This is a genomic window from Rathayibacter sp. AY1A7, from assembly GCF_002930845.1.
Lineage (GTDB): Bacteria > Actinomycetota > Actinomycetes > Actinomycetales > Microbacteriaceae > Rathayibacter.
In genome coordinates this window covers 52,966-74,231 of the sequence record NZ_PSTL01000008.1, presented here as the reverse complement: position 1 = coordinate 74,231, position 21,266 = coordinate 52,966, and the positions used below count along the sequence as shown (strand labels likewise).

The window sequence follows — 21,266 nt, the reverse complement described above, 5'->3', positions numbered from 1 at the left end:
TCGCACTGATGACCATGACACCCGACCAGGCCGCCTGGTTCGCCGCCACGTTCGAGAAGCTCGTGCAGAACGTCGGGCAGGCCGTGCTCGGCAAGTCCGAGGTGGTCTCGCTCGTGCTCACGGCGATGCTCGCCGAGGGGCACGTGCTGCTCGAGGACGCGCCGGGGACCGGCAAGACCAGCCTCGCGAAGGCGATCGCGGCGACGGTGCAGGGCACCAGCAACCGGATCCAGTTCACGCCCGACCTGCTGCCGAGCGACGTCACCGGCGTGACGATCTACGACCAGAAGTCGGGGCGCTTCGACTTCCACCGCGGCCCGATCTTCGCGTCGATCGTGCTCGCCGACGAGATCAACCGCGCCTCGCCGAAGACGCAGTCGGCGCTGCTCGAGGTGATGGAGGAGTCGCGGGTCACGGTCGACGGCGTCGGCCACGAGGTCGGGCGGCCCTTCCTCGTCATCGCCACGCAGAACCCGATCGAGCAGGCCGGCACCTACCGCCTGCCCGAGGCGCAGCTGGACCGCTTCCTGATCAAGACCTCGATCGGCTACCCCGACGCGGCGTCCGCCGAGCGGATCCTGGCGGGTGCGGGGGAGCGCAACCCCTCCGCCGGGCTGCGCGCGATCATCACGACCCAGGCCGTCGCCGACATGGCCGACCTCGCGGCGACCGTGCACGTCGACGGCGCCGTGCTGCGCTACGTCGTGCAGCTCGCCGAGGCCACCCGCTCGGCGCCGGAGACCCGGATCGGCGTCTCGGTCCGCGGCTCGATGGCGCTGATCCGCGCCTGCAAGGTCTGGGCGGCGGCGAACGGCCGGCACTACGTGCTTCCGGACGACGTCAAGCAGCTGGTCGCCTCGGTCTGGCTGCACCGCTTCGTCCTCGATCCCGAGGCCGAGTTCGCCGGCGCCACGGCCGACGGCGTGCTCGGGCGCGTGCTCGCCGAGGTCGCCGCGCCGCAGGAGCGTCAAGCGGCATGACCGGGATCGGAGTGCTCCGGAGGGAGGGGCTCGCGCGACGCGCGGGCGCCGCCGTCGAGCGGTCGCGCCACGTGGTCGAGACGGCCGGCGTCTTGCTCGCGCCCGTGCGTTCCCGCGCCGTGCCCGTGGTCGCGGTGGCGACCTCGTTCGCCTGGGTCCTCCTCGCGCTGGCCGGCCTCGCCTGGATCGTCGGCGCGGTGCAGGGCTGGAGCGAGCTGGTCCTGCTCGCGGTCCTGGCGCTGGCGGTGCTGATCGCCGCCGCTCCGTTCATGATCGGGCGCTCCGCCTACTCCGTCGACCTCGATCTCGCGACCACCCGGGTGGTCGCGGGGGAGCGGGCGGTCGGCCGCGTCGAGGTGCGCAACGCCTCGGCCCGCTCGCTCCTGCCCGCGCGGGTCGAGCTGCCGGTCGGCGGCGGGCTGGCGGTGTTCCCGCTCCCGCGGCTGGAGGCGGCGGCCGTGCACGAGGAGCTCTTCACCATCCCGACGGCGCGGCGCGGTGTGATCCGCGTCGGACCCGTCCGCTCGGTCCGCGGCGACGGCCTCGGGCTCTTCCGCCGCGTCGTGCCGCACACCGTGCCCGGCGACCTCTTCGTGCACCCGCGCACCGTCGCCGTCGGCGGCTCGTCGTCCGGCTTCCTCAAGGACCTCGAGGGCCGGCCGGCCCCGGAGCTCTCCAACAACGACGTCTCCTTCCACGCCCTCCGCGCCTACGCGCCCGGCGACGACCGCCGCTACGTGCACTGGAAGACCACGGCGCGCACCGGCACGCTGATGGTGCGCCAGTTCGAGGAGACGCGGCGCTCGCACCTCGCGATCGGCCTGTCGCTCGATCCCGCCGACTACCGCGACGACGAGCAGTTCGAGCTCGCCGTCTCCAGCTGCGCCTCCCTCGGCCTCCAGGCGCTGCGCGACGGGCAGCAGCTCAGCGTGCTCGTGCAGGGCCGGTCGCTGCACGCGGGCATAGGCAAGCGCCTGCTCGACGACCTCTCCGGGGTGGAGCTCGGGCAGAGCAGGGGCGACCTCGTCGGCCTGTCGCGCTCCCTCGCCCGCTCGGTGCCGCAGGCGTCGGTCGTGATCCTCGTCGTCGGCTCGGAGGTGACGGCACCGCGGTTCCGCTCGGCGGCCCGGCAGCTGCCCCCCGACGCCCGCGTCCTCGGCGTGAGCTGCGACGAGGATCGGCCCGCCGCCCGCCGCAGCATCGGGGAGCTCGCGCTGCTCAGCGTCCCGGCTCTCGAGGAGCTGCCGGCGGCCGTGCGGCGAGGTGCCGCGTGAGGGGCCGGGCACCGGCGGCCGTCGCCGTCGATCTGGTCGCCCTCGCGGTGCTGCTCGCCGTCGGCGCGGTCGGCTTCGGCCGGGTCTTCGCCGGCGCGGACCACCTCGTCGCGGGCGGCCTCGGGATCGTCGCCGGTCTCGCGGTCGGCGCCCTCGCGGCGCGAGCCCGCTGGGGCCTGCTGACGACGACCGCGGTGACCGCCGCCGCCTACTCCCTCGTCGGCACCGCGGCGGCGTTCCGCTCCGCGGGCCTCCTCGGCGTCATCCCGAGCCCGGAGAGCCTCCTGGGCCTCGCGACCGCGCTGGTCACCTCGTGGAAGAGCCTGCTCACCGTCGAGCCGCCGGCGAACGGCTTCCCGGAGCTGCTCGTCGTGCCGTTCTGCGCCGCGCTGGTCTGCGCCGTCGTCGCGGCGACGATCGCCCTGCGCGCCCCGCGCCCGGTCTGGGCGCTCGTGCCGGCCGCGGCTCTGGTGCTCGTCTCGATCCTCTTCGGCACCGCGGACGCCGTCGCGCCCCTCGCCCAGGCGATCGCCTTCGGCGTCGTCGGGCTGGCCTGGGCGGCCTGGCGCCGCCAGTCGGCGCAGACCTCCGCCGCCGGCGGCGACGGGGCGGTCGACCCCTCCGCGGTCCGTCAGCTGCGGCTGCGCCGGATCGGCTCCGGCGCCCTCGTCCTGGCGCTCGCGGCCGCAGTCGTCGGCGTCTCCGCCGGCGCCGTCGCCCCGGCCGGGTCGCGCTCGACTCTCCGCGAGGACATCGTGCCGCCGTTCGACCTCGACGACTACCCGACGCCGCTCGCCTCCTTCCGCAAGACCGTCCGCGATCAGAAGGACGCGACCCTGTTCACGGTGTCGGGCCTGCAGGAGGGCGTGCGGGTGCGCCTCGCGACCATGGACGCGTACACCGGGACCGTCTTCGACGTGACCGGCGGCGGGGGCGGCTCCGGCAGCTTCGCCCGCGTCGGCAGCACCATCGCCGGCGAGCACGAGGGCACGCCGGCCGTGCTCCGCTTCACCGCGGCGGACCTCGGCGGAGTCTGGCTGCCAGACGCGGGCTACCCGTCGTCGATCGAGTTCGCCGGGCCGCGGGCCGAGGCGCTGAGCGGATCGCTGCACTACAACGACGAGACCGGCGTCGCGGTCGTGACCTCGCGGCTCGCGGCCGGCGACTCCTACACGCTGACCACGACCCTCCCCCCGGTGCCGAGCGACGAGGAGCTCGCCGACGCCGTCGCGGCACCCGTCACCGTGCCGACGCCGGTCGACGTCCCGGAGGCGCTCACCGACGCGACGCTCGCCTCGGTGGGTGAGGCGACCACCGCGCTCAGCCAGGTGCGGGCGATCGCGACCACGCTCTCGACGCAGGGCTACTTCAGCCACGGCCTCGAGGGCGAGGCGGAGTCCCGCCCCGGTCACGGCTCGGAGCGGCTGCAGCTGCTGCTCACGGACGAGAGGGGGATGGTCGGCGACGACGAGCACTACGCGACCACGATGGCGCTGATGGTCGACGAGCTCGGTCTCCCGGCCCGCGTGGTGATGGGCTACTACCCGGCGGCCGGGTCGGATCTCTCCGGCGACGTCGCGCTCACCGGCGACGACCTGCACGCGTGGGTCGAGGTCGCGTTCGCGGAGCACGGCTGGGTGGCCTTCGATCCCACGCCGCCGAAGGAGCAGATCCTGCAGGATCAGCAGCCCGAGCCGGCGGCCCAGCCGAAGGCCCAGGTCCTCCAGCCGCCGCCGCCCCCGCAGGAGCCGGCCGTCGTGCCGCCGGACGTGGTCCAGGAGGACGAGACCGAGGACGACCGGGGCCCGGACCTGGGCTGGATCGGCGTCGTGCTCGCGGTCGCCGGCGGAGTCGTCGGCCTGGCGGCGCTGCTCTTCGGCCCCGCGCTGCTCATCGCGGCCCTCAAGCGCCGACGCCGCCGGGCGCGGGTGGGCGCCGAGCATGCGGCCGACCGGATCAGCGGCGGCTGGGACGAGGTGCTCGACCGCGCCGCCGACCTGGGGACCGTCGTCCCGGCCGGGGCCACCCGCCTCGAGGACGCGGCTCTGCTGCACTCCGAGTACCCGAGCGCAGGGGTGGCGGTCCTGGCCCGGCGGGCCGATGCCGCGGTCTTCGGGCCGCTGGATCCGGTCGACGCCGAGGTCGCCGCCTTCTGGGAGCAGACCGACGCGCTCGTCGCGGAGCTGCACGCCACCGTCTCGCCCTGGCGGCGGCTCCGGGCGCGCCTGTCCCTGCGCTCCCTGCGGCCGGCCTGGCTGACCCGCGCCACCACCGCCGCCCGCGGCGCCCGGACGAACACGACGGGGCGACCCGCGAGGAACGAGGATCTCCATGGCTGACACGACGACGTCCGGCTGGGTGTGCTCGCGCTGCTCGACGACGATGGACGCGAGCGCGGCGTTCTGCCGCGGCTGCGGGGCGGCTGCCCTCAGCGCCGGGACTCCGCGCCGGACAGCGGCCGTGCCGTTCGGCGTTCCGGCCGCGCTCGGCCCCCGGGTCGGGGCCTACCTGCTGGACAGTGTCATCGTCGGCGTCTGGTTCTTCCTCTCCTACGTGATCGTCTGGCTCCTCACCTGGGCGCTCTGGCAGACGGCCTCCACGACCGGCGCCTACAGTGCGATCGCGTACTTCGGAGCGTTCGGGCCGACCATTCTGATCCTCGCCTTCGGCCTCTTCTACACGAAGGCGCAGGGCGGGCGGGGCACCCCGGGGATGCGGATGCTCGGTCTGCGCCTCGTGCGCTACGACAGCGGGGAACCGCTCGGATTCTGGAAGGCGGCCGGCCGGAACGTCGTCTTCAACCTCTGCGCCGCGATCATCGTCGGCTACTTCTCGCCGCTGTTCGACACCTCGGGGGAGAACCGCGGCTGGCACGACCAGGCCACGGGCACCTGGATGATCGACACCCGCTCGGCGGGCGCGTCGCGTCCCGTCTCGTCCCTGCGGGAGGCGCCGGTGCCGACCTCGTCGGTGGCCGTGGTCGCCGACCTCGACGAGCCGGTCGTTCCGCGTGCGACAGCGGAGTCGTCGGTCGCCGCTGCCGTGCCCGCTGCGTACTCCGCGCCCCTCGCCTCCGCGCCCGCGACCGCCGCGCCCGCCGTGTACTCCGCGCCGGCCGCCGCGCCGGCGAGCTTCGCGGGACCGCCCGCAGGCGGCGTGATCTCCGCCGTGCCCGGCTCCGCCGCCCCGGCTCCGGCCCGGCCGAGCGCCCCCGCGCACGAGCCGGAGGACCTCGAGCTCACCCGGATGAGCGCCGGCGCCCCCGCGCAACCGCGCCCGCGCGCGGTCCGGCTCCGCTTCGACGACGGGACCGTCGTGGTCGTCTCCGACTCCGCGCTCGTCGGCCGCAACCCCGCGCCGCGCACCGGCGAGGCGGCGGGCGAGCTGGTGGCGCTCGCCGACACGACCCGCTCGATCTCGAAGACGCACGCGCGGCTCGAGCTCCTCGGCGACGAGCTCTCGGTGATCGACCGGCACTCGACCAACGGGACCGGGGTCGTGATCGACGGCACGGCGACCCCGGTGCCGCCCGGCGGTCGCGCCGCGGTGCCCGTCGGCGCCACGCTGACCTTCGGCGACCGCACGGCGGCGGTGGAGTGGGCATGAGCGCTGCGGGCAGCCCGATCGCCGTGCAGTGGGGCAGCGCCACCGACCGCGGGATGAAGCGGGCGATCAACGAGGACTCGCACGTCGCGGAACCCCCGGTCTTCGTCGTCGCCGACGGCATGGGCGGGCACGACGCCGGAGAGGTCGCCAGCGCGATCGCCGTCGACGAGTTCCGCAGCCTGGTCGGCCACGACACGGTCCGCGTCTCCGAGATCGAGGAGTGCTTCGCCGGCGCCCAGGTCCGCATCGCGGAGCTGGCCCTCAGCACCGAGCGCAGCGCCGGGACGACCGTCAGCGGACTGGCCATCGCCGAGATCGAGGACCTGGGCTACTGGCTCGTGTTCAACCTCGGCGACTCCCGCACCTACCGCATGGCGCACGGCGCCCTCGAGCAGGTCAGCGTCGACCACTCGGTGGTGCAGGAGCTCGTGGAGGCGGGCGAGCTCGACGCCTCCGGGATGCAGACCCACCCGCAGCGCAACGTGATCACCCGGGCGCTGGGTGCGGGCAGCGCCGGTGCGCCCGACTTCTGGCTGCTCCCCGCCGCGACGGGCGACCGGATGCTGGTCTGCTCCGACGGGCTCACCACCGAGCTCGACGACGCCCGCATCGCTCTCGTCCTGCGCGACGAGGCCGACCCGCAGGCCGCGGCCACCCGGCTGCTGCACGAGTCGCTCCTCCACGGCGGCCGCGACAACCTGACCGTGCTGGTCATCGACGCGACGGCCGTCAGCGCCGGCGACGACCTCGATCGCACCGTGCCGAGCGACCGGCTGCCGCTCGCCACCGCCGTCAGCGACGACACCGTGCCGCGCGCGATCGTCACGCGCGAGATCGTCGCGGCACCGTTCGTCGCCGGCACTCCCGACACCGAGGGGGCTCGCCCGTGACCGAGATCCGCTATCGACCCGGCCGCTGGTTCGGCGTCGTCTCCGACCGCGGGATGGCGCTGCTGCCCGACGTGCTGGGCGAGGAGGGCGTCAAGCAGGTCTCCGAGGCCTTCGCGGCGGGCCGCGGCCTCGCGGGCGTGCTCGAGTCGCTCACCGGAGTCTTCGGGGCCGGCCTGCTGGCGCTCCCGCCGTTCGCCGTCGTCTCCCTCGAGGACGACCTGTCGCGGGTCGCGGTCCGCGGCGATCTGCTCGTCGAGGTGATCGAGGAGCTCGGCGACGACGCGCCCGTCGTCGCACTCTCCGGCGAGGGGGTGACCACCTGGAACGAGCGGATGATCGCCGCTCCGGTCTCGATCAGCCTGCGCGTCAAGGCGGGCCGGCGCGGGGCGGCGCTGAGCCTGCCGATCGGCAGCGGGGTCGTGCTCTGCTCGCGGCTGACGGCGACGTTCCGGGGCGCGACCCTCGAAGCCCGGCCGGTCGGCGCGGAGGTGGGCGACGTGGCGGATCCGACCGAGGAGGAGCCGGTCGTCGAGGTCGTGCCGGTCGTCGACACGGCGATCGTCGAGCCGCAGGTCGTCGGGGTCGCTGCCGTCGAGGCTCCCGCCGCGCCGCCGCCGGCCGAGGAGGCCGTCCCGGTCGTGGTGGCGCCGGTGGTCGCGGTGCCGGTCACCGTCGAGCCGGTGCTCGTCGAGCCGGTCGTCGTCGATCCGGTGGTCGTCGAGCCGCAGGACGCGGACCCGGCGTCGGTCGGGCGGATCCCCGCCGCCGAGCCCGCGGCCGAGACCGGCGAGCTCGACGAGTGGGGCTACTCCGCCCCGTCCGCCGCCGCGCCCCCTGCGGCTCCGGCGCCGCCCGCCGTCTCCGCGCCGGCCGCCGCGCCCGAGCCCGCCGCCGCCCCCCTCGGCCACGACGAGACCCGCGTGCCCGTCTCCGACACGGTCCGCGCCGCCGACGACGAGTACGACCACCTCTTCGGCGAGACCGTTGCCCGGGTCGTCGAGGACGCCGCGATCCGCGAGCCGGAGGACGAGCACGGGCTGATCGACCTCGTCCCGGCCGCGTCGCCGTCTCCGGAGGTCGGAGACGGGGACCACGACGGGCACACGATCTCGATCGCCGAGCTGCGCGCCCTCGCGCCCGCCCCGGCGACGCCGACGAGCGCGATCGCCCGCCTCGAGCTCTCCACCGGCGACGTCGTCGAGCTCGACCGTCCCGTCGTGATCGGCCGGCGCCCCTCCGCGGGCCGCGTGGCCGCGCACGAGCTGCCGCGGCTGATCACCGTGCCGAGCCCGCTCCAGGACATCTCGCGCAGCCACGTCGAGGTCCGCGCGGAGGGCCGGTTCGTCGTCGTCCGCGACCTGGCGTCGGTGAACGGCACGCTCCTGCTCCGCTCGGGGCAGGTGCCCGTGCGGCTCACCGGGTCGGAGTCGATGGTGCTCGCCGGCGGCGACGTCCTCGACCTCGGCGACGGCGTCACCGTGACGATCCGAGAGCAGGCATGAGCGCGCCGCGGTCGTCCCCGCCCCCCGCGATCCAGGGCTTCGAGTTCCAGCGGCCGCTGGGCTCCGGCGGCTTCGCCGACGTCTTCCTCTACGAGCAGGCCCGCCCCCGGCGCACCGTCGCGATCAAGGTGCTCCGCGCAGGCCTGACGACGGATCGCGAGCGCGACGCGTTCGAGGCCGAGGCGAACCTGATGGCCTCCCTCTCGACGCACCCGTCGATCGTCACCATCTACCAGGCCGACATCGCCGCCGACGGCCGGCCCTACCTGGCGATGGAGTACTGCCCGAACCCCAACCTCGCCGTCCGGCTGAAGAGCGGCCGGCTGGCCGTCGCCGACGCGCTGCGCATCGGCATCCAGGTGGCCGGCGCGGTCGAGACCGTGCACCGCGCGGGCATCCTGCACCGCGACATCAAGCCCGCCAACGTGCTCGTGACCGCCTACGACCGGCCGGCCCTCACCGACTTCGGCATCGCCGGAGCGCTCCTGGACGGCTCCGCCGACCTCGCAGGACTGTCGATCCCATGGTCGCCCCCCGAGGCGTTCGGCGCCGAGATCCCGAACGAGGTCGCCCTCGACGTCTACGCCCTCGGCGCGACCGTCTACTCCTTGCTGACCGGGCGCTCGCCGTTCGAGCTGCCGGGGCGCTCGATCAATTCGCACGAGCTGATCGAGCGGATCCGCTCGGCGCCGCTGCCGCCGCTCGGGCGCGCCGACGCGCCGGCCTCGCTCGACCGGGTGCTCGCCATCAGCATGGCGAAGGCGCCGCAGGGCCGTTTCACCACCGCCCTCGAGTTCGGCCGCGCCCTGCAGCGGATCCAGGTCGAGCTCTCCCTCGCCGTCACCACGGCCGACGTGCTCGACGACGCCCTGCCGCAGGAGCGGGTGGAGGAGGAGGACGACGGCAACACCCGCATCCGCGGCATCGTCAGCATCGATCCGGTGCCGCGACCCGTCGCTCCTCGCGCGGCCGCGCCGGCGCTCGCCGAGATCTCCGGCGTCCCGGCGTTCGACCTGGAGCGGACGATGGCGCGCGGGTCCGCCGCCTCCTTCGTCGCCCCGGCTCCGCTGTCGGAGCCCCGCGCGCCGGTCCAGGAGCCGCCGCGGAGCGCACCGGCGCCCGCGCGCCGTCGCCGGCCGCTCGTGATCACCGGGATCGCGGTACTCGCGGCCGCCTCCGTCGCGGGCGGGGCCGCACTGGTCGCGGCGATGCCGACCTCGACCGCGGACCCCCGCCGCACCACGGCGCCCGAGGCGCCCGCCGATCCGGTCGGCCGGGTCGACGTCCCCGCCGTCACCGGACTCGCCGGCGCGGTCGGTGCCGACGGCGTCGTCTTCACCTGGACCAACCCGCAGCCGGAGGACGGCGACCGCTTCCTCTGGGCTCCGGCCGGCACCGGCTCGATCCCCGATCCCCGCACGCAGGAGGAGAGCACCGTGACGGTCCCCGCCGACGCCTCAGGACAGACCTGCCTCGAGGTGACGCTGCTCCGCCAGAGCGGCCGCGCCTCGGCCCCGACGACGGCGTGCGCGCCGTGAGCGGCACCGTGCCGATGCCGGTCGTCGCCGACGCCGAGCTGAGCGTCGAGTTCTGCGGCGAGTGGTTCCCGCTCGGCGACGAGCCCTTCGAGATCGGCCGGGAGGGCGCCCTCGACCTCGACGACAATCCGTTCCTGCACCGGCGGTTCCTGCAGATCGTCCGCGCCGAGGGTCTCTGGTGGCTCTGCAACGTCGGGAGCCGGCTGTCGGCGACCGTCACCGACGGCTCGGGCGGCATCCAGGCCTGGCTCTCACCCGGCAGCCGCCTGCCGATCGTGTTCGGCACGACGATGGTGGTGTTCACGGCCGGTCCGACCACCTACGAGCTGACGCTGTACTCGAGCAGGCCGACCTTCGACTCCGTGCTCGCACCGCGCGCCCTCACCGGGGCGACGACGATCGGCGTGACCCCGTTCACGGCGTCGCAGCGGCTGCTGATCGTCGCCCTCTGCGAGCCGATGCTGCGCCGGGAGGGCACCGGCACGAGCGTGATCCCGAGCTCGGCCAAGGCGGCGGCGCGGCTCGGCTGGACGCAGACCCGGTTCAACCGCAAGCTCGACAACGTCTGCGAGAAGCTCGCCCGCGTCGGCGTGCAGGGCGTGCGCGGCGAGACCGGCTCGCTGGCCACCCACCGCCGCACCCGCCTGGTCGAGTACGCGGTCACCAGCCGGCTGGTCACCCGCGCCGATCTCCCGCTCCTGGACGCGCCGCAGGACGAGCCGGACGAGGACGGGACCGACTGATGCGCCTGAAGCTGACACTCCGACGCGCGTCCGGCACGAGCACGGACGTCGTCGTCACCGTCGATGCGACCGTCTCGGTCGGCGCGGTGGCCGCGGCCCTGCTCGAGGCAGACCCGCTGCGGACCGACCGCGAGCACGCGGGATCCGGCGGCGCCGGACCGGTCACCCTCGACGTCCTCGGCGCGAGCGGCCTCGACCGCCCGCGCTCGATCCACCCCGATCTCGCGATCGTGGAGGCCGGCATCCGCTCCGGGGGGACCGTGCAGATCTCGCGGGCCGCCGCCGCGGACGGCGCCGACCGGGACCGCGGCCCGGCGGTCGCCGTGCTGCGCGTGCTCTCGGGCCCCGACGCGGGCCGCGAGTTTCCGCTCCCTGCCGGCACCAGCCGTCTCGGCCGGGAGCGCGGGGTCGACGTGCGGCTCTCCGACCCGCTGATCTCCAAGCGGCACGCGAGGGTGAGCATCGGCGAGACGGTGGAGATCATCGACACCAACTCCGCGAACGGCCTCAGCATGGGCGGGCGGCTCGTGCAGAGGGCGATGCTCACCCCGGCCGACGTCGTCGTGATCGGCGACAGCGCCATGAGCGTCGTTCCGCTCGCCCGCCTCGGCGGCGCCCCGCCCACCACTCCGGTGATCGACTTCACGCGCTCACCGCGGGTCGTCGTGCGGTTCGAGGAGCGCGTGCTCCCCGCTCCGACGCCGCCGTCCCGGCCGACGCCCCAGCGGTTCCCGCTGCTCGCGCTCGTCGCCCCGCTGATCATGGGCGCCGTGCTCTACGTGCTCACGCAGCAGCTGCTGAGCGTGATCTTCGTCGCCCTCAGCCCGCTGCTCGCGATCGGCACCTGGATCGACCACACCGTCACCGAGCGGCGGACCCGGAAGGCGCAGGTCGCCGCGTTCTCCCGCTCGCTCGAGGCCCTCGAGGAGGACGTCCGGGCCGCGCAGGCCGTCGAGCGGGCCGTGCGCCTCGCCGAGCAGCCGTCGGCCGCCGACGCGGTCACCGCGATCGCCCAGCGCGGCGAGGACCTCTGGACCCACCGCCCCGAGCACCGCGGCTTCCTCGCGGTGCGGCTCGGCGTCGGCTCGCTCCCCTCCCGCTGCCGGATCGAGCAGACCGCGGGCAACGACACCGAGCCGGAGTTCCTCCGCGAGCTGGCCGCGACCGTCGAGCGTCACCGCCTCGTGCACGGCGTTCCCGTCGTCGCCGAGCTCCGCAGCAGCGGTGCGCTCGGGATCGCCGGGCCGGCCGCCGTCCGCGCCGACGTCGCCCGCGCGATCGCCGTGCAGCTGGTCGGCACGCACTCGCCGGCCGAGCTCGCCGTCGCGGCGCTCACCTCGCCCGCCTCGCGCTCGACCTGGTCGTGGCTGGAGTGGCTGCCGCACACCGGCTCGGTGCACTCGCCCCTCGCGGGGGAGCACCTCGCCGACAACCCCGGGTCCGGCGCGTCGCTGCTGTCCCGGCTCGAGGAGCTCGTCGAGGAGCGGCGCGAGGAGGGGCCCGCCCTGCGCGGCTCGGTCGGCCCCGAGGAGGCCGACCACCTGCCCGATCCCGTGACGCCCGCGGTGATCGTGGTCGTCGAGGACGACGCTCCCGTCGACCGGGCTCGGCTGATCCGGCTGGCCGAGCGCGGGCCGGACGCGGGCGTCCACGTGCTGTGGTGCTCCGCGAGCATCGCCGAGCTCCCCGCCGCCGCCCGCAGCTTCCTGCTCGTCGCCGACCCGGGCTCGCCCGCGACGACCGGGCAGGTCCGCCTCGGCGAGCACTCGCACCCGGTGGTCTTCGAGACCGTCGACGCGAGCACGGCCCTCGCGCTCGCGCGCTCCCTCTCGCCCGTCGTCGACGGCGGGGTCCCGGTCGAGGACTCGTCCGATCTGCCGCGCGAGGTCGCCTACGCCGCACTGGCGGGTCCCGAGCTGATCGCCGCGTCCGGCGCGGTCATCGACCGCTGGCGCGAGAGCAAGTCGATCACCGTGCGCGACGGGTCCGCCCCCGTGCGGCGCCGCTCGGCCGGCTCGCTGCGGGCGCTCGTCGGCTCGGCCGGCACCGAGCCGTTCTACCTCGACCTGCGCAGCCAGGGACCGCACGCTCTCGTCGGCGGGACCACGGGAGCCGGCAAATCGGAGTTCCTGCAGTCCTGGGTGCTCGGCCTCGCGTCCGCCTACAGCCCCGACCGCGTCGCCCTCCTCTTCGTCGACTACAAGGGCGGCGCGGCCTTCGCCGACTGCGTGCAGCTGCCGCACACCGTCGGCCTGGTCACCGACCTCTCGCCGCACCTCGTCCGCCGCGCGCTGACCAGCCTCCGGGCCGAGCTGCGCTACCGGGAGCACCTGCTCAACCGCAAGAAGATGAAGGACCTCGTCTCAATGGAGAAGACGGGCGACCCGGAGACCCCGCCGAGCCTGCTGATCATCGTCGACGAGTTCGCCGCGCTGGTGAATGAGGTGCCGGAGTTCGTGGACGGCGTGGTCGACGTCGCCCAGCGGGGCCGCTCGCTCGGTCTGCACCTGATCCTCGCCACGCAGCGGCCGGCCGGCGTCATCAAGGACAACCTCCGCGCGAACACCAACCTGCGCATCGCCCTGCGGATGGCGGACGCCGACGACTCGACCGACATCCTGGGCACGCCGATGGCGGCCTCCTTCGACCCCGGCATCCCCGGGCGCGGGGCCGCCAAGACGGGACCGGGCCGGATCGCCGGCTTCCAGACCGGCTACGCCGGCGGGCGGACCACCGGTGAGGCGCCGCCGCCCCGGATCGACATCGAGGAGATGGCCTTCGGCTCCGGCGCCGCCTGGGAGCAGAGCACGGTCGAGGCGGAGGAGACCGGGGACCCCGGTCCGACGGACATCGCCCGCATGGTGGCGACGATCGGCCGGGCGGCCGCCGAGGCGCGCGTCCCCGCACCGCGGAAGCCCTGGCTCGACGAGCTCGCCCCCGCCTACGACTTCTCGAAGCTGCCGCACCCGCGCACCGACGACCGCCTGCTGCTGGGGGTCGTCGACAGCCCCGAGACGCAGAGCCAGCCGACTGTCTTCTACGAGCCCGACCGCGACGGCAACATGGCCGTCTTCGGCACCGGCGGCTCGGGGAAGTCGACGACCCTGCGCTCGATCGCGGTCGCGGCGGCCGTGACGCCGCGCGGAGGCCCCGTGCAGGTCTACGGCCTCGACTTCGGCGCCAACGGCCTGCAGATGCTCAACGACCTGCCGCACGTCGGCGCGATCGTCCGCGGCGACGACGACGAGCGGGTCGTGCGCCTGCTCCGGATGCTCCGCGACCTCGTCGCCGACCGCGCCGAACGCTTCGGCGCCGTCGACGCCTCGACGATCGGGGAGTACCGCCGGCTCGCGGATCGCCCCGACGAACCGCGGATCCTGCTGCTCGTCGACGGCATCGGCGCCTTCCGGGAGGCCTACGAGTACGCCGGCACCAGTGCCTGGTTCAGCGTCTTCACGCAGATCGCGACCGACGGGCGGCAGCTCGGGATCCACATCGTCGTCGCGGGCGACCGTCCCAACTCGGTGCCCACCTCCCTCAACTCGACCATCCAGCGCCGCGTCGTGCTCCGGCTCGCCGCCGAGGACGACTACCTGCTGCTCGGCGTGCCCAAGGACGTGCTCTCCGCCACCTCGCCTCCGGGACGCGGCGTGAGCGAGGGCAGCGAGGTGCAGATCGCCGTGCTCGGCGGCGAGTCGAACGTGGCCATCCAGGCCCGCAAGATCGCCAGCCTGGCCGACGCGATGCGCCGGCAGGGCGCTGTGGCTGCTTCGCCCGTCGAGCGCCTCCCGGAGGTCGTACCTCTTGCCGGCCTGCCGGCCGTCGCATCGTCCGGCGTCTGCATCGGACTCGCCGACGAGGATCTCGCCCCGATCGGAGTGGACGCCTCCGGTGCGTTCCTGGTCGCAGGGTCGCCGGGGGGAGGACGGACGACCGCGCTCGCCTCGCTCGCTGCGGCACTGCGGCGAGGCGGGCGCGGAGCGCGCGTCGTCCACCTCGCCTCTCGGCGGTCCGGTCTCGGGGCCAGGCCCGCCTGGAGTGCCAGCGTCGTCGGGGTCCCCGAGGTCGCGGCGGCGGCCGATTCGCTCACCAGCGAGATCGAGCTCGGACGCTTCGGGCCGGCGGGCAGCGCCCTCGTGATCGAGGGGCTCACCGACTTCACCGGGACCGAGGCCGAGATGGCGCTCGACCGGCTCGTGCGAGCCGGTGTCCGGGCCGGCGTCTTCGTGGTCGGCGAAGGGGAGTCGTCGACATGGAGCCAGTCCTACACGCTCGCGCAGCCCTTCAAGGCGGGCAGGCGGGGCCTCCTGGTCGTTCCCGGCGAGACGGACGGCGACACACTTCTCGGCACTCCACTCGGCAGGATCCGCCGCGCGGATCTTCCGCCCGGCCGGGGGTTCCTCATCGGTCGCGGCCGGTCGGTGAAGCTGCAGATCGCCACGGACTCGGGCTGAAGCACCCGGGGGAGGCATGGGCACCCGTGCCCATCGACCCCCCGTCCAGCCCTCGATAACTTCTCCACAGGTCGACCGGGAACCCGCCAGCGGGAGCCGGACGGCCGGAGAACCAAGCCTCCGGATGCTCCGGAGCAACGACGAAAGGACGAACACCATGGCCGTTTGGGGACTCGACGTCGAGCAGGTCCGCCAGCTCTCGAGCAAGCTCAACCAGGAGGCGAGCACGATCCAGCAGGTGCTCTCGACCCTCACGAACCAGCTCGGCAACACGCAGTGGACGGGACCGGACGCGGAGCAGTTCCGCAACGACTGGTCGAGCACGCACGTCGCGGCGCTCAACCGCGTCATCAACGCCCTGCAGGACGCCTCGCAGCGCGCCTCGCAGAACGCGTCGGCGCAGGAGAGCGTCTCGAACGGATGACCCGACGGGGGCGGGTTCCGACAGGATCCCGCCCCTCCGGTCGTCCGAGAGCGTCGAGGAGGAGAAGTGATGAGCAGTGGAATGTACGGCGCCGATGTGGCGCAGCTGCGCGACCTGGCGCGGCGGCTCCAGTCCGCCAGCGACCAGCTGAACGGCTCGCGCCAGCGCATCGGGAGCGGCATCCGCATCGCCGCCTGGATGGGCCCGGTGGCCGTGCGGTTCCGGATGCTGTGGGACAGCGAGTACAGCCGCCAGGTGCAGAGCGCCTCGGACGCCCTCGAGCGCATCTCGCGGGACGTCCTGAAGCAGGCTGAGCAGCAGGAACGCGCGAGCGCTCGCGACGGCGGTACTCGACTCGGTGGAGGCCGCCCGGACGGGACCACGGTCGGGCAGATCTCGCTGGAGGACTTCTCCGAGGCGATCAGGGCGCTCCTCGGAGTTCACGGACTCGCTTCGGACGGCGCCGCCTATCTCAAGGCCCTGCAGAAGATCGTCGACGCCGGCGGGACCGGGATGAACTCCATCGACGATGTGCTCAAGGAGTTCAAGTCGCTCGGCGGTGTCGCCAGTGCCATCGGATTCCTCTTCATCGGTTGGGACCTCTACTCCGCGGTACGAGACGGGGATACGGGGGGACAGGTGGAAGCGGCTCTGGACACCCTTGCGGGAGTCGCCGGACTCTTCATCCCGGGCGCGGGCCTCGCGTGGGAAGGCGGCAAGCTCATCGGCACCGGCATCTACCAGGGCGTGAACACCTTCTACGACAGCCCAGGAGGTGCCCTCGATCAGGGCGCACGGTTCATGTTCGGTGACAGCGCATCGTTCGACACTCTGACCCCTGAGCAGCACATCCGACTCGCCGAGCGCTACGAGGGCCTCGGCGGCTTCGGTCTGTCGATCGTTGACGGAGTAGCGGGCACGACGAACGACTTCTTCTACTGGATGGGGACGAAGCTGTGAAGACGATCAGCACCTTGTTCTCGGCTGAGCTGCTGTTCCTGGCTCAGGCCGAGGACCGTCGCGAGGTTCTCGCTTCGGCGCTCACGAGCGGGCTCTTCGGCGGCGATCTGCTCTCGGCGGACGCGGTCGCGGATGTGGGAGGGGCGACACTCGCTGCCCGCAGCGCGCTGGGCGCGACGGTGGAGGAGGCGGCGCTGGAGGAGGTGCGATCGGCGCTCCGACGGCTTCCCGAAAGCCCCGATCGGCTCCGGGTCGCCCGGGTGCTGATGAGGAGCGGGGAGCGGACGACCATCCTGGTCTGCCTCTCCTCGCGTGACGCGCCGGGCTGCCTCCTCCTCTTCTCTTTCCGGCCGGACGGCTCCGTCGACGTCGTGCTCCCTGAGCCAGGCGCGGTCATCGCCTGGTCGACGATCTTCAGTCGCGTCGAGGCCCCTGACATCGCCATGCTCGAGCGAGCTGCAGGTGGGAGCGCCGACGCGTTCGGATGGGCGAACGGCGTGGTCGGGCAGCGCCGAGCCGGCCGGCACTGGGAGGAGAAAGGGCGGGACGTCACTTTCGAGGCCTACGCGCAGAATGCGATGTCGCTGCTCGGGGAGACCCGTGCCTGAGCGGACGCGGCTCGCGCTGTCCGGCTCGACGGTCTGACATGGCCGGCCGCTCCGTCTCCGTAGCGGTCACCGCGACCGTCGCCGCGCTCGTCGTCGCCGCCGGCGCATGGGCGGCGCTCGCGACGCCGTGGGGGAGCGGCGTCGTCCGCGACGTCGCCTCCGGAGTCGTGCCCGCGAGCCCCGCCGCCCTCACCGGCGACGAGACGTACCTCGCGTCCGAGCTCGAGGCGCTCGTCGTCGGCGGGAGCGTCCTCGGCGAGCTGACCGGAGTGGACCCCGGCGACGGTGAGCTCGGCGTCGAGCGGGTCACCGACTTCCTCGGTGGAGGGATCGAGCCGGAGAGCTGCCGGGCGATCCTCGACGCCGACGCTCTCCACCCCGCCGGGTACCGCTCGCGCACGGGCGCCGGCTTCGAGAGCGAGCTGCTCCTGCTGCCCAGCGTGACTGCTGCCGCGGACCGCTACGGCGATCTGCTGCGTGCGTCGGGGCGCTGCCACCGCATCGAGGAGCGATCGCAGGACTACGACCTGCTCCGGACGACGACCTGGATCGAGAGCGGGACCGGGTCCGCGCCCTCGGACGGGCCCGACGATGCGGTGCACTGGTTCGCCGGCGTCCGCAGCGACGACGTCGGAGTCACGACGGCCGTGGTCACGGCGACCACGGGGAACGTGCTCCAGGTCTTCCGGCTCGTGCAGTCGCCGGACTCCTCCGGGCTCGGCAAGGCGGTCGCCGAGCGGCTCGCCCGATCCGCGTTGCTGGCTCTGCAGAACCGAGCGGACGGGGCGTCCGCGGTCGGCTACGCCTCCGGCACGCCCGTAACGCCGGACCCCGAGCCGACCGGCCTGTGGGCGCTCTCGCAGGACGGCCTGCCGGAGGCGCCGGCGACGGCGCTCTCGCCCGCCTTCTTCTCCTCCGCTCCTGTGCCGGCGCTCTGCGAGTTCGACGCGGGGACCCTCGTCGACGGCGTCCTGCCGACTCCCGCGGACGAGCCGGGCGGCGTGTACCTGCACGACGAGGGCGTCTCGACGGGGGCGCACCTCGCCGTCCTCGCAGCACCGACCACCGCGGACGCCGCTGGCGTCTCGGTGATCGGCTGCAGCCACGGCGGAGTCAACTGGCCCGACTCACTCGTCTTCTACGCTGCCGACGGACGCGTCCTCGATGCGATCGGACTTCCCGAGATCGTCCCTGGCGGCTATCGCGACCAGGTGCTCGACCTGACTGCCGACGCTGATGGAGGCTTCCGAGTCTCCTGGTACTGGGAGGACCTCGGCGGCTCGCAGCCCACCCGCCCGGTCACCGCGACGATGCGCTGGGACGGCACGCGTCTCGTGATCGCCGACGTGCTGATCGGCGAGCGCTCCACATGACGCCGACGTCTTCTTCTTCGCCACCCGCTCCGACTCCGAGGACGACACGATGACCCCACGCTCCTCCGGCTCCCCGCGCCCCGCAGGCAGCAGGGCCTGGATCCTGCCGACCGCCGCCGGCGCGCTCGTGCTGCTGACGCTCGTGACGGGCGCCGTGCTGACGGTGCCGACGCTCCTCGGTGGCGGCTCCGGCCTGCCCTTCCCCGGCGCTGCGGTGGAGCCCTCGACGAACGCCGCGGTCGACCCGGAGCCGGTCGACGCCGTCCCGAGCGCCGCCGGAATCCCGGCCGCCGACGCCCCCGCCGCGGCCCCGGACCCGGACCCGGGCGGCGTCCCGACGATGCTCATCCTCGACGCCTCCGGCTCGATGGTCCGCGACGTCCCGACGGGCGGCACCCGCATGGACGCCGCCCGGGCCGCCGCGACGACCCTCGTCCAGGGACTCGATCCGGCGAGCGAGCTCGGGCTGACGGTCTTCGGCACCGGCACCGGCAACTCGGACGCCGAGCGGGCGGCCGGCTGCTCCGACGTGACCGTCCTCCAGCCGGTCCAGCCCGTCGACACCGTCGGCTTCACGGCGGCGATCGCCGGCATCGTCGAGTCGGGCTTCACCCCGATCGGCCCGGCGCTGCGCTCGGCGGCGGAGCAGCTGCCCACCGACGAGCCGGCGACGATCGTCCTCGTCAGCGACGGCGTCGACACCTGCTCGCCGCCGTCCTCCTGCGAGGTCGCGGGCGAGGTGCTGAAGGCGCATCCGCTGCTCTCGATCGAGGTCATCGGCTTCGCGGTCGACGCCGACGAGCAGGCGCAGTCGCAGCTGCAGTGCATCGCGACCCTCGGCTCCGGCAGCTACGTCGACGCGGCCGACGCTAACCAGCTCGCAGCACGGCTGCGGGCGGCGACCGCGACCGGCGACCTCGTGACGGCCGAGGGCTACGGCAGGGCCCGCCTCGGGATGACCCTCGAGCAGGCGCGCTTCGCGCTCGACGGCTTCTCGGTGACGAGCGAGACCGTCGAGGTCGTCCTGGTCGAGTGCTCCTTCGCGACGCTCGAGTTCCGCGGTGGCGTGCTCACCGCCATCACCCCGAGGACCGGAGCATCGACCGCGGACGGGGTCGCGGTCGGCGCCGATGTCGCCGCCGCGCAGGCGATCTACGGCGCTCCGTCCGCGCCGGTCGCCGTCGACGACGGCTGGTCGGCCGACTTCGCCGCCGCCCCGGGCAGCGCGAGCGGCTACCGGATCGTCTACGACGGCTCCAGCGGCGGAGCGGTCGCGGGGACGATCCGCCGCATCGTCGTCTGCACCTGCGGACCCGACGCCTCGGCGGCCAGCCTCACGACGTCGCTCGTCTCGTCCTGGGAGGTGACGCTCGACGCCGTGGGGCCGATCGGGCTCGGCGAGTCGTTCGACGACGTGGAGGTCGACGTGCCGCTCGTCAGCGAGGGGCTGCCCGAGTACTGCACGTGGGCCCGGTACATCGACACCGGGAGCGACGCCGTCTCCGTGGACGTCGTGGCCCGGGCGGACAGCGACGAGCACCGGGTCCTGATGGTCGTGGTCCAGGGCTCGTCGGCCTTCGCGCCGGCCCCGCGGAGCTGGCGCGACATCGGCTTCGGCTCGTCCCTCGCGGAGCTGCTGGCCGCGCACCCCGATGCGGCGGTGATGCGCGACGAGATGTACGGCGACTACGCCGTGGTCAGCGGGGCGTCCGGCAGCTCGCTCTTCTTCCACCTCGAGCGGGACTACGTGGACGGCATCACCCTCGCCGAGGGCTCGGTCCCGCCCTACGAGTGGTGCGCGTGAGTCGCGCGGCGGTCCGCCTCGGCTGAGGTCGAGGGGGAGCGGGGGCTCAGGAAGCCGCCTTCTCCTCCTCCGCTTCGGCCGTCGAGGCCGCCTTCTTCGCGGCGGGCTTCTTCTTCGGGGTGATCTTCTCCGGAGCGGCCTTCTCGTCGTCGGTCTTCGCGGCGCTCTTCTTCGCCGGCGGCTTCTTGGCGGCGGTCTTCCTCGGCGCCGAGTCCTCGTCGGCCGAGGCGTCCTCGTCGGCCTTCTTCCTCGTCGTCCGCTTCTTCGCCGGCGCCTTCTCCTCGGGGTCCGCCTTCGCCCCGCGGCTGCGCTCGACCGAGCGCTTCAGCGCCTCCATCAGGTCGAGCACCTCGCCGCCGCCCTCCTCCTCGGGCTTCTCGCCGAAGGTCGCGGAGGTGTCGAGGGCGTCGCCCTGCTCGATCTTCGCGTCGATGAGGGTGCGCAGCTCGGCCTGGTAGGAGTCCTGGAACTTCGACGCGTCGAAGTCCTCCGAGTAGGAGTCGACCAGGTGCGAGGACATCTCCAGCTCGCGGGCGGCGATCCGGGTGGTGCCCTCGAGCGACGGGAACTCGACCTCGCGCACCTCGTCGGCCCAGAGCAGCGTCTGCAGCATCAGCAGCTTGCCGCGCACCCGCAGCGCCGCGAGCCGGGTCTTCTGCCGGAGCGCGAACTCGACGATGGCGGTGCGGTCGGTCTCCTCGAGGGTGCGGCGCAGCAGCACGTAGGCCTTGGGGGAGGAGGAGTCCGGCTCGAGGATGTAGGCGCGGTCGAACATGATCGGGTCGACCTGCTCGCTCGGCACGAACTGCACGACGTCGATCTCGCGGTCGCGCTCCTCCGGCAGCGCCTTCAGCTCGTCCTTGGTGAGCACGACCGTGCGCTCGCCGTCGTCGTAGGCCTTGTCGATGTGATCGAAGGTGACGACCTCGCCGCAGATCTCGCACTTGCGCTGATACCGGATCCGTCCGCCGTCCTTGTCGTGGACCTGGTGCAGCGGGATGTCGTGGTCCTCGGTCGCGCTGTAGATCTTCACCGGCACGTTGACCAGGCCGAAGGTGATCGCGCCCTTCCAGATGGCTCGCATGCGCCCAGTGAACACCGTGTCCCCCG

Annotated in this window: 15 protein-coding genes; 14 read left to right on the top strand and 1 reads right to left on the bottom strand. The window is 73.9% G+C overall.

All coding sequences use genetic code 11. The annotated features are described in order from the left end of the window. Positions 1–8 precede the first annotated feature (8 nt). The 14 genes from C5B95_RS08490 to C5B95_RS08425 all read left to right on the top strand — a co-directional run bounded on the left by C5B95_RS08490 (position 9) and on the right by C5B95_RS08425 (position 20,156). Complete coding sequence (locus C5B95_RS08490; RefSeq protein ID WP_181068034.1) at positions 9–980, top strand: MoxR family ATPase; 972 nt, start codon at positions 9–11, stop codon at positions 978–980. After that, entirely contained in the window at positions 977–2,254 is a 1,278-nt protein-coding gene (locus C5B95_RS08485; RefSeq protein WP_104222279.1) for a DUF58 domain-containing protein, read from the top strand. The genes C5B95_RS08490 and C5B95_RS08485 overlap by 4 nt, the downstream gene beginning before the upstream one ends. After that, positions 2,251–4,593 carry a transglutaminase-like domain-containing protein gene (locus tag C5B95_RS08480; RefSeq protein WP_104222281.1) on the top strand — a complete coding sequence of 781 codons (2,343 nt, stop codon included), beginning with the start codon at positions 2,251–2,253 and terminating at the stop codon, positions 4,591–4,593. The genes C5B95_RS08485 and C5B95_RS08480 overlap by 4 nt, the downstream gene beginning before the upstream one ends. After that, positions 4,586–5,860 (top strand): RDD family protein, encoded by a 1,275-nt coding sequence (locus C5B95_RS08475; protein WP_104348936.1) that lies wholly within the window; start codon positions 4,586–4,588, stop codon positions 5,858–5,860. Before C5B95_RS08480 ends, C5B95_RS08475 begins: the two co-directional genes overlap by 8 nt. Continuing rightward, positions 5,857–6,750, top strand: a complete 894-nt coding sequence (locus tag C5B95_RS08470; protein WP_104267534.1) for a PP2C family serine/threonine-protein phosphatase — start codon at positions 5,857–5,859, stop codon at positions 6,748–6,750. Before C5B95_RS08475 ends, C5B95_RS08470 begins: the two co-directional genes overlap by 4 nt. Next, positions 6,747–8,252 (top strand): FHA domain-containing protein, encoded by a 1,506-nt coding sequence (locus C5B95_RS08465; protein WP_104348935.1) that lies wholly within the window; start codon positions 6,747–6,749, stop codon positions 8,250–8,252. Before C5B95_RS08470 ends, C5B95_RS08465 begins: the two co-directional genes overlap by 4 nt. Then, a complete protein-coding gene (locus C5B95_RS08460; RefSeq protein WP_104348934.1) occupies positions 8,249–9,790 on the top strand; it encodes a serine/threonine-protein kinase in 1,542 nt (513 codons plus the stop codon). The genes C5B95_RS08465 and C5B95_RS08460 overlap by 4 nt, the downstream gene beginning before the upstream one ends. A gap of 14 nt (positions 9,791–9,804) precedes the next feature. Next, on the top strand, positions 9,805–10,533 hold the full coding sequence (locus tag C5B95_RS08455) for a hypothetical protein (RefSeq protein ID WP_104308122.1): 729 nt from the start codon (positions 9,805–9,807) through the stop codon (positions 10,531–10,533). Continuing rightward, positions 10,533–14,987, top strand: a complete 4,455-nt coding sequence (locus C5B95_RS08450; RefSeq protein ID WP_104308091.1) for an FtsK/SpoIIIE domain-containing protein — start codon at positions 10,533–10,535, stop codon at positions 14,985–14,987. Before C5B95_RS08455 ends, C5B95_RS08450 begins: the two co-directional genes overlap by 1 nt. A 157-nt stretch (positions 14,988–15,144) precedes the next feature. Next, complete coding sequence (locus C5B95_RS08445; protein ID WP_104222293.1) at positions 15,145–15,411, top strand: WXG100 family type VII secretion target; 267 nt, start codon at positions 15,145–15,147, stop codon at positions 15,409–15,411. 69 nt (positions 15,412–15,480) lie between these two features. Next, positions 15,481–16,371 carry a WXG100 family type VII secretion target gene (locus C5B95_RS08440; RefSeq protein WP_146076545.1) on the top strand — a complete coding sequence of 297 codons (891 nt, stop codon included), beginning with the start codon at positions 15,481–15,483 and terminating at the stop codon, positions 16,369–16,371. After that, complete coding sequence (locus C5B95_RS08435; RefSeq protein ID WP_104222297.1) at positions 16,368–16,979, top strand: hypothetical protein; 612 nt, start codon at positions 16,368–16,370, stop codon at positions 16,977–16,979. Before C5B95_RS08440 ends, C5B95_RS08435 begins: the two co-directional genes overlap by 4 nt. A 38-nt stretch (positions 16,980–17,017) precedes the next feature. Next, entirely contained in the window at positions 17,018–18,352 is a 1,335-nt protein-coding gene (locus tag C5B95_RS08430; RefSeq protein WP_104222299.1) for a hypothetical protein, read from the top strand. A gap of 49 nt (positions 18,353–18,401) precedes the next feature. Beyond that, positions 18,402–20,156: a VWA domain-containing protein gene (locus C5B95_RS08425; protein WP_104348932.1), complete on the top strand. Its 1,755-nt coding sequence runs from the start codon at positions 18,402–18,404 to the stop codon at positions 20,154–20,156. Positions 20,157–20,202: 46 nt separating this feature from the next. On the opposite strand, the gene C5B95_RS08420 is transcribed toward C5B95_RS08425, so the two are convergent. Next, positions 20,203–21,240, bottom strand: a complete 1,038-nt coding sequence (locus tag C5B95_RS08420) for a Ku protein (protein ID WP_104348931.1) — start codon at positions 21,238–21,240, stop codon at positions 20,203–20,205. Positions 21,241–21,266 lie beyond the last annotated feature (26 nt).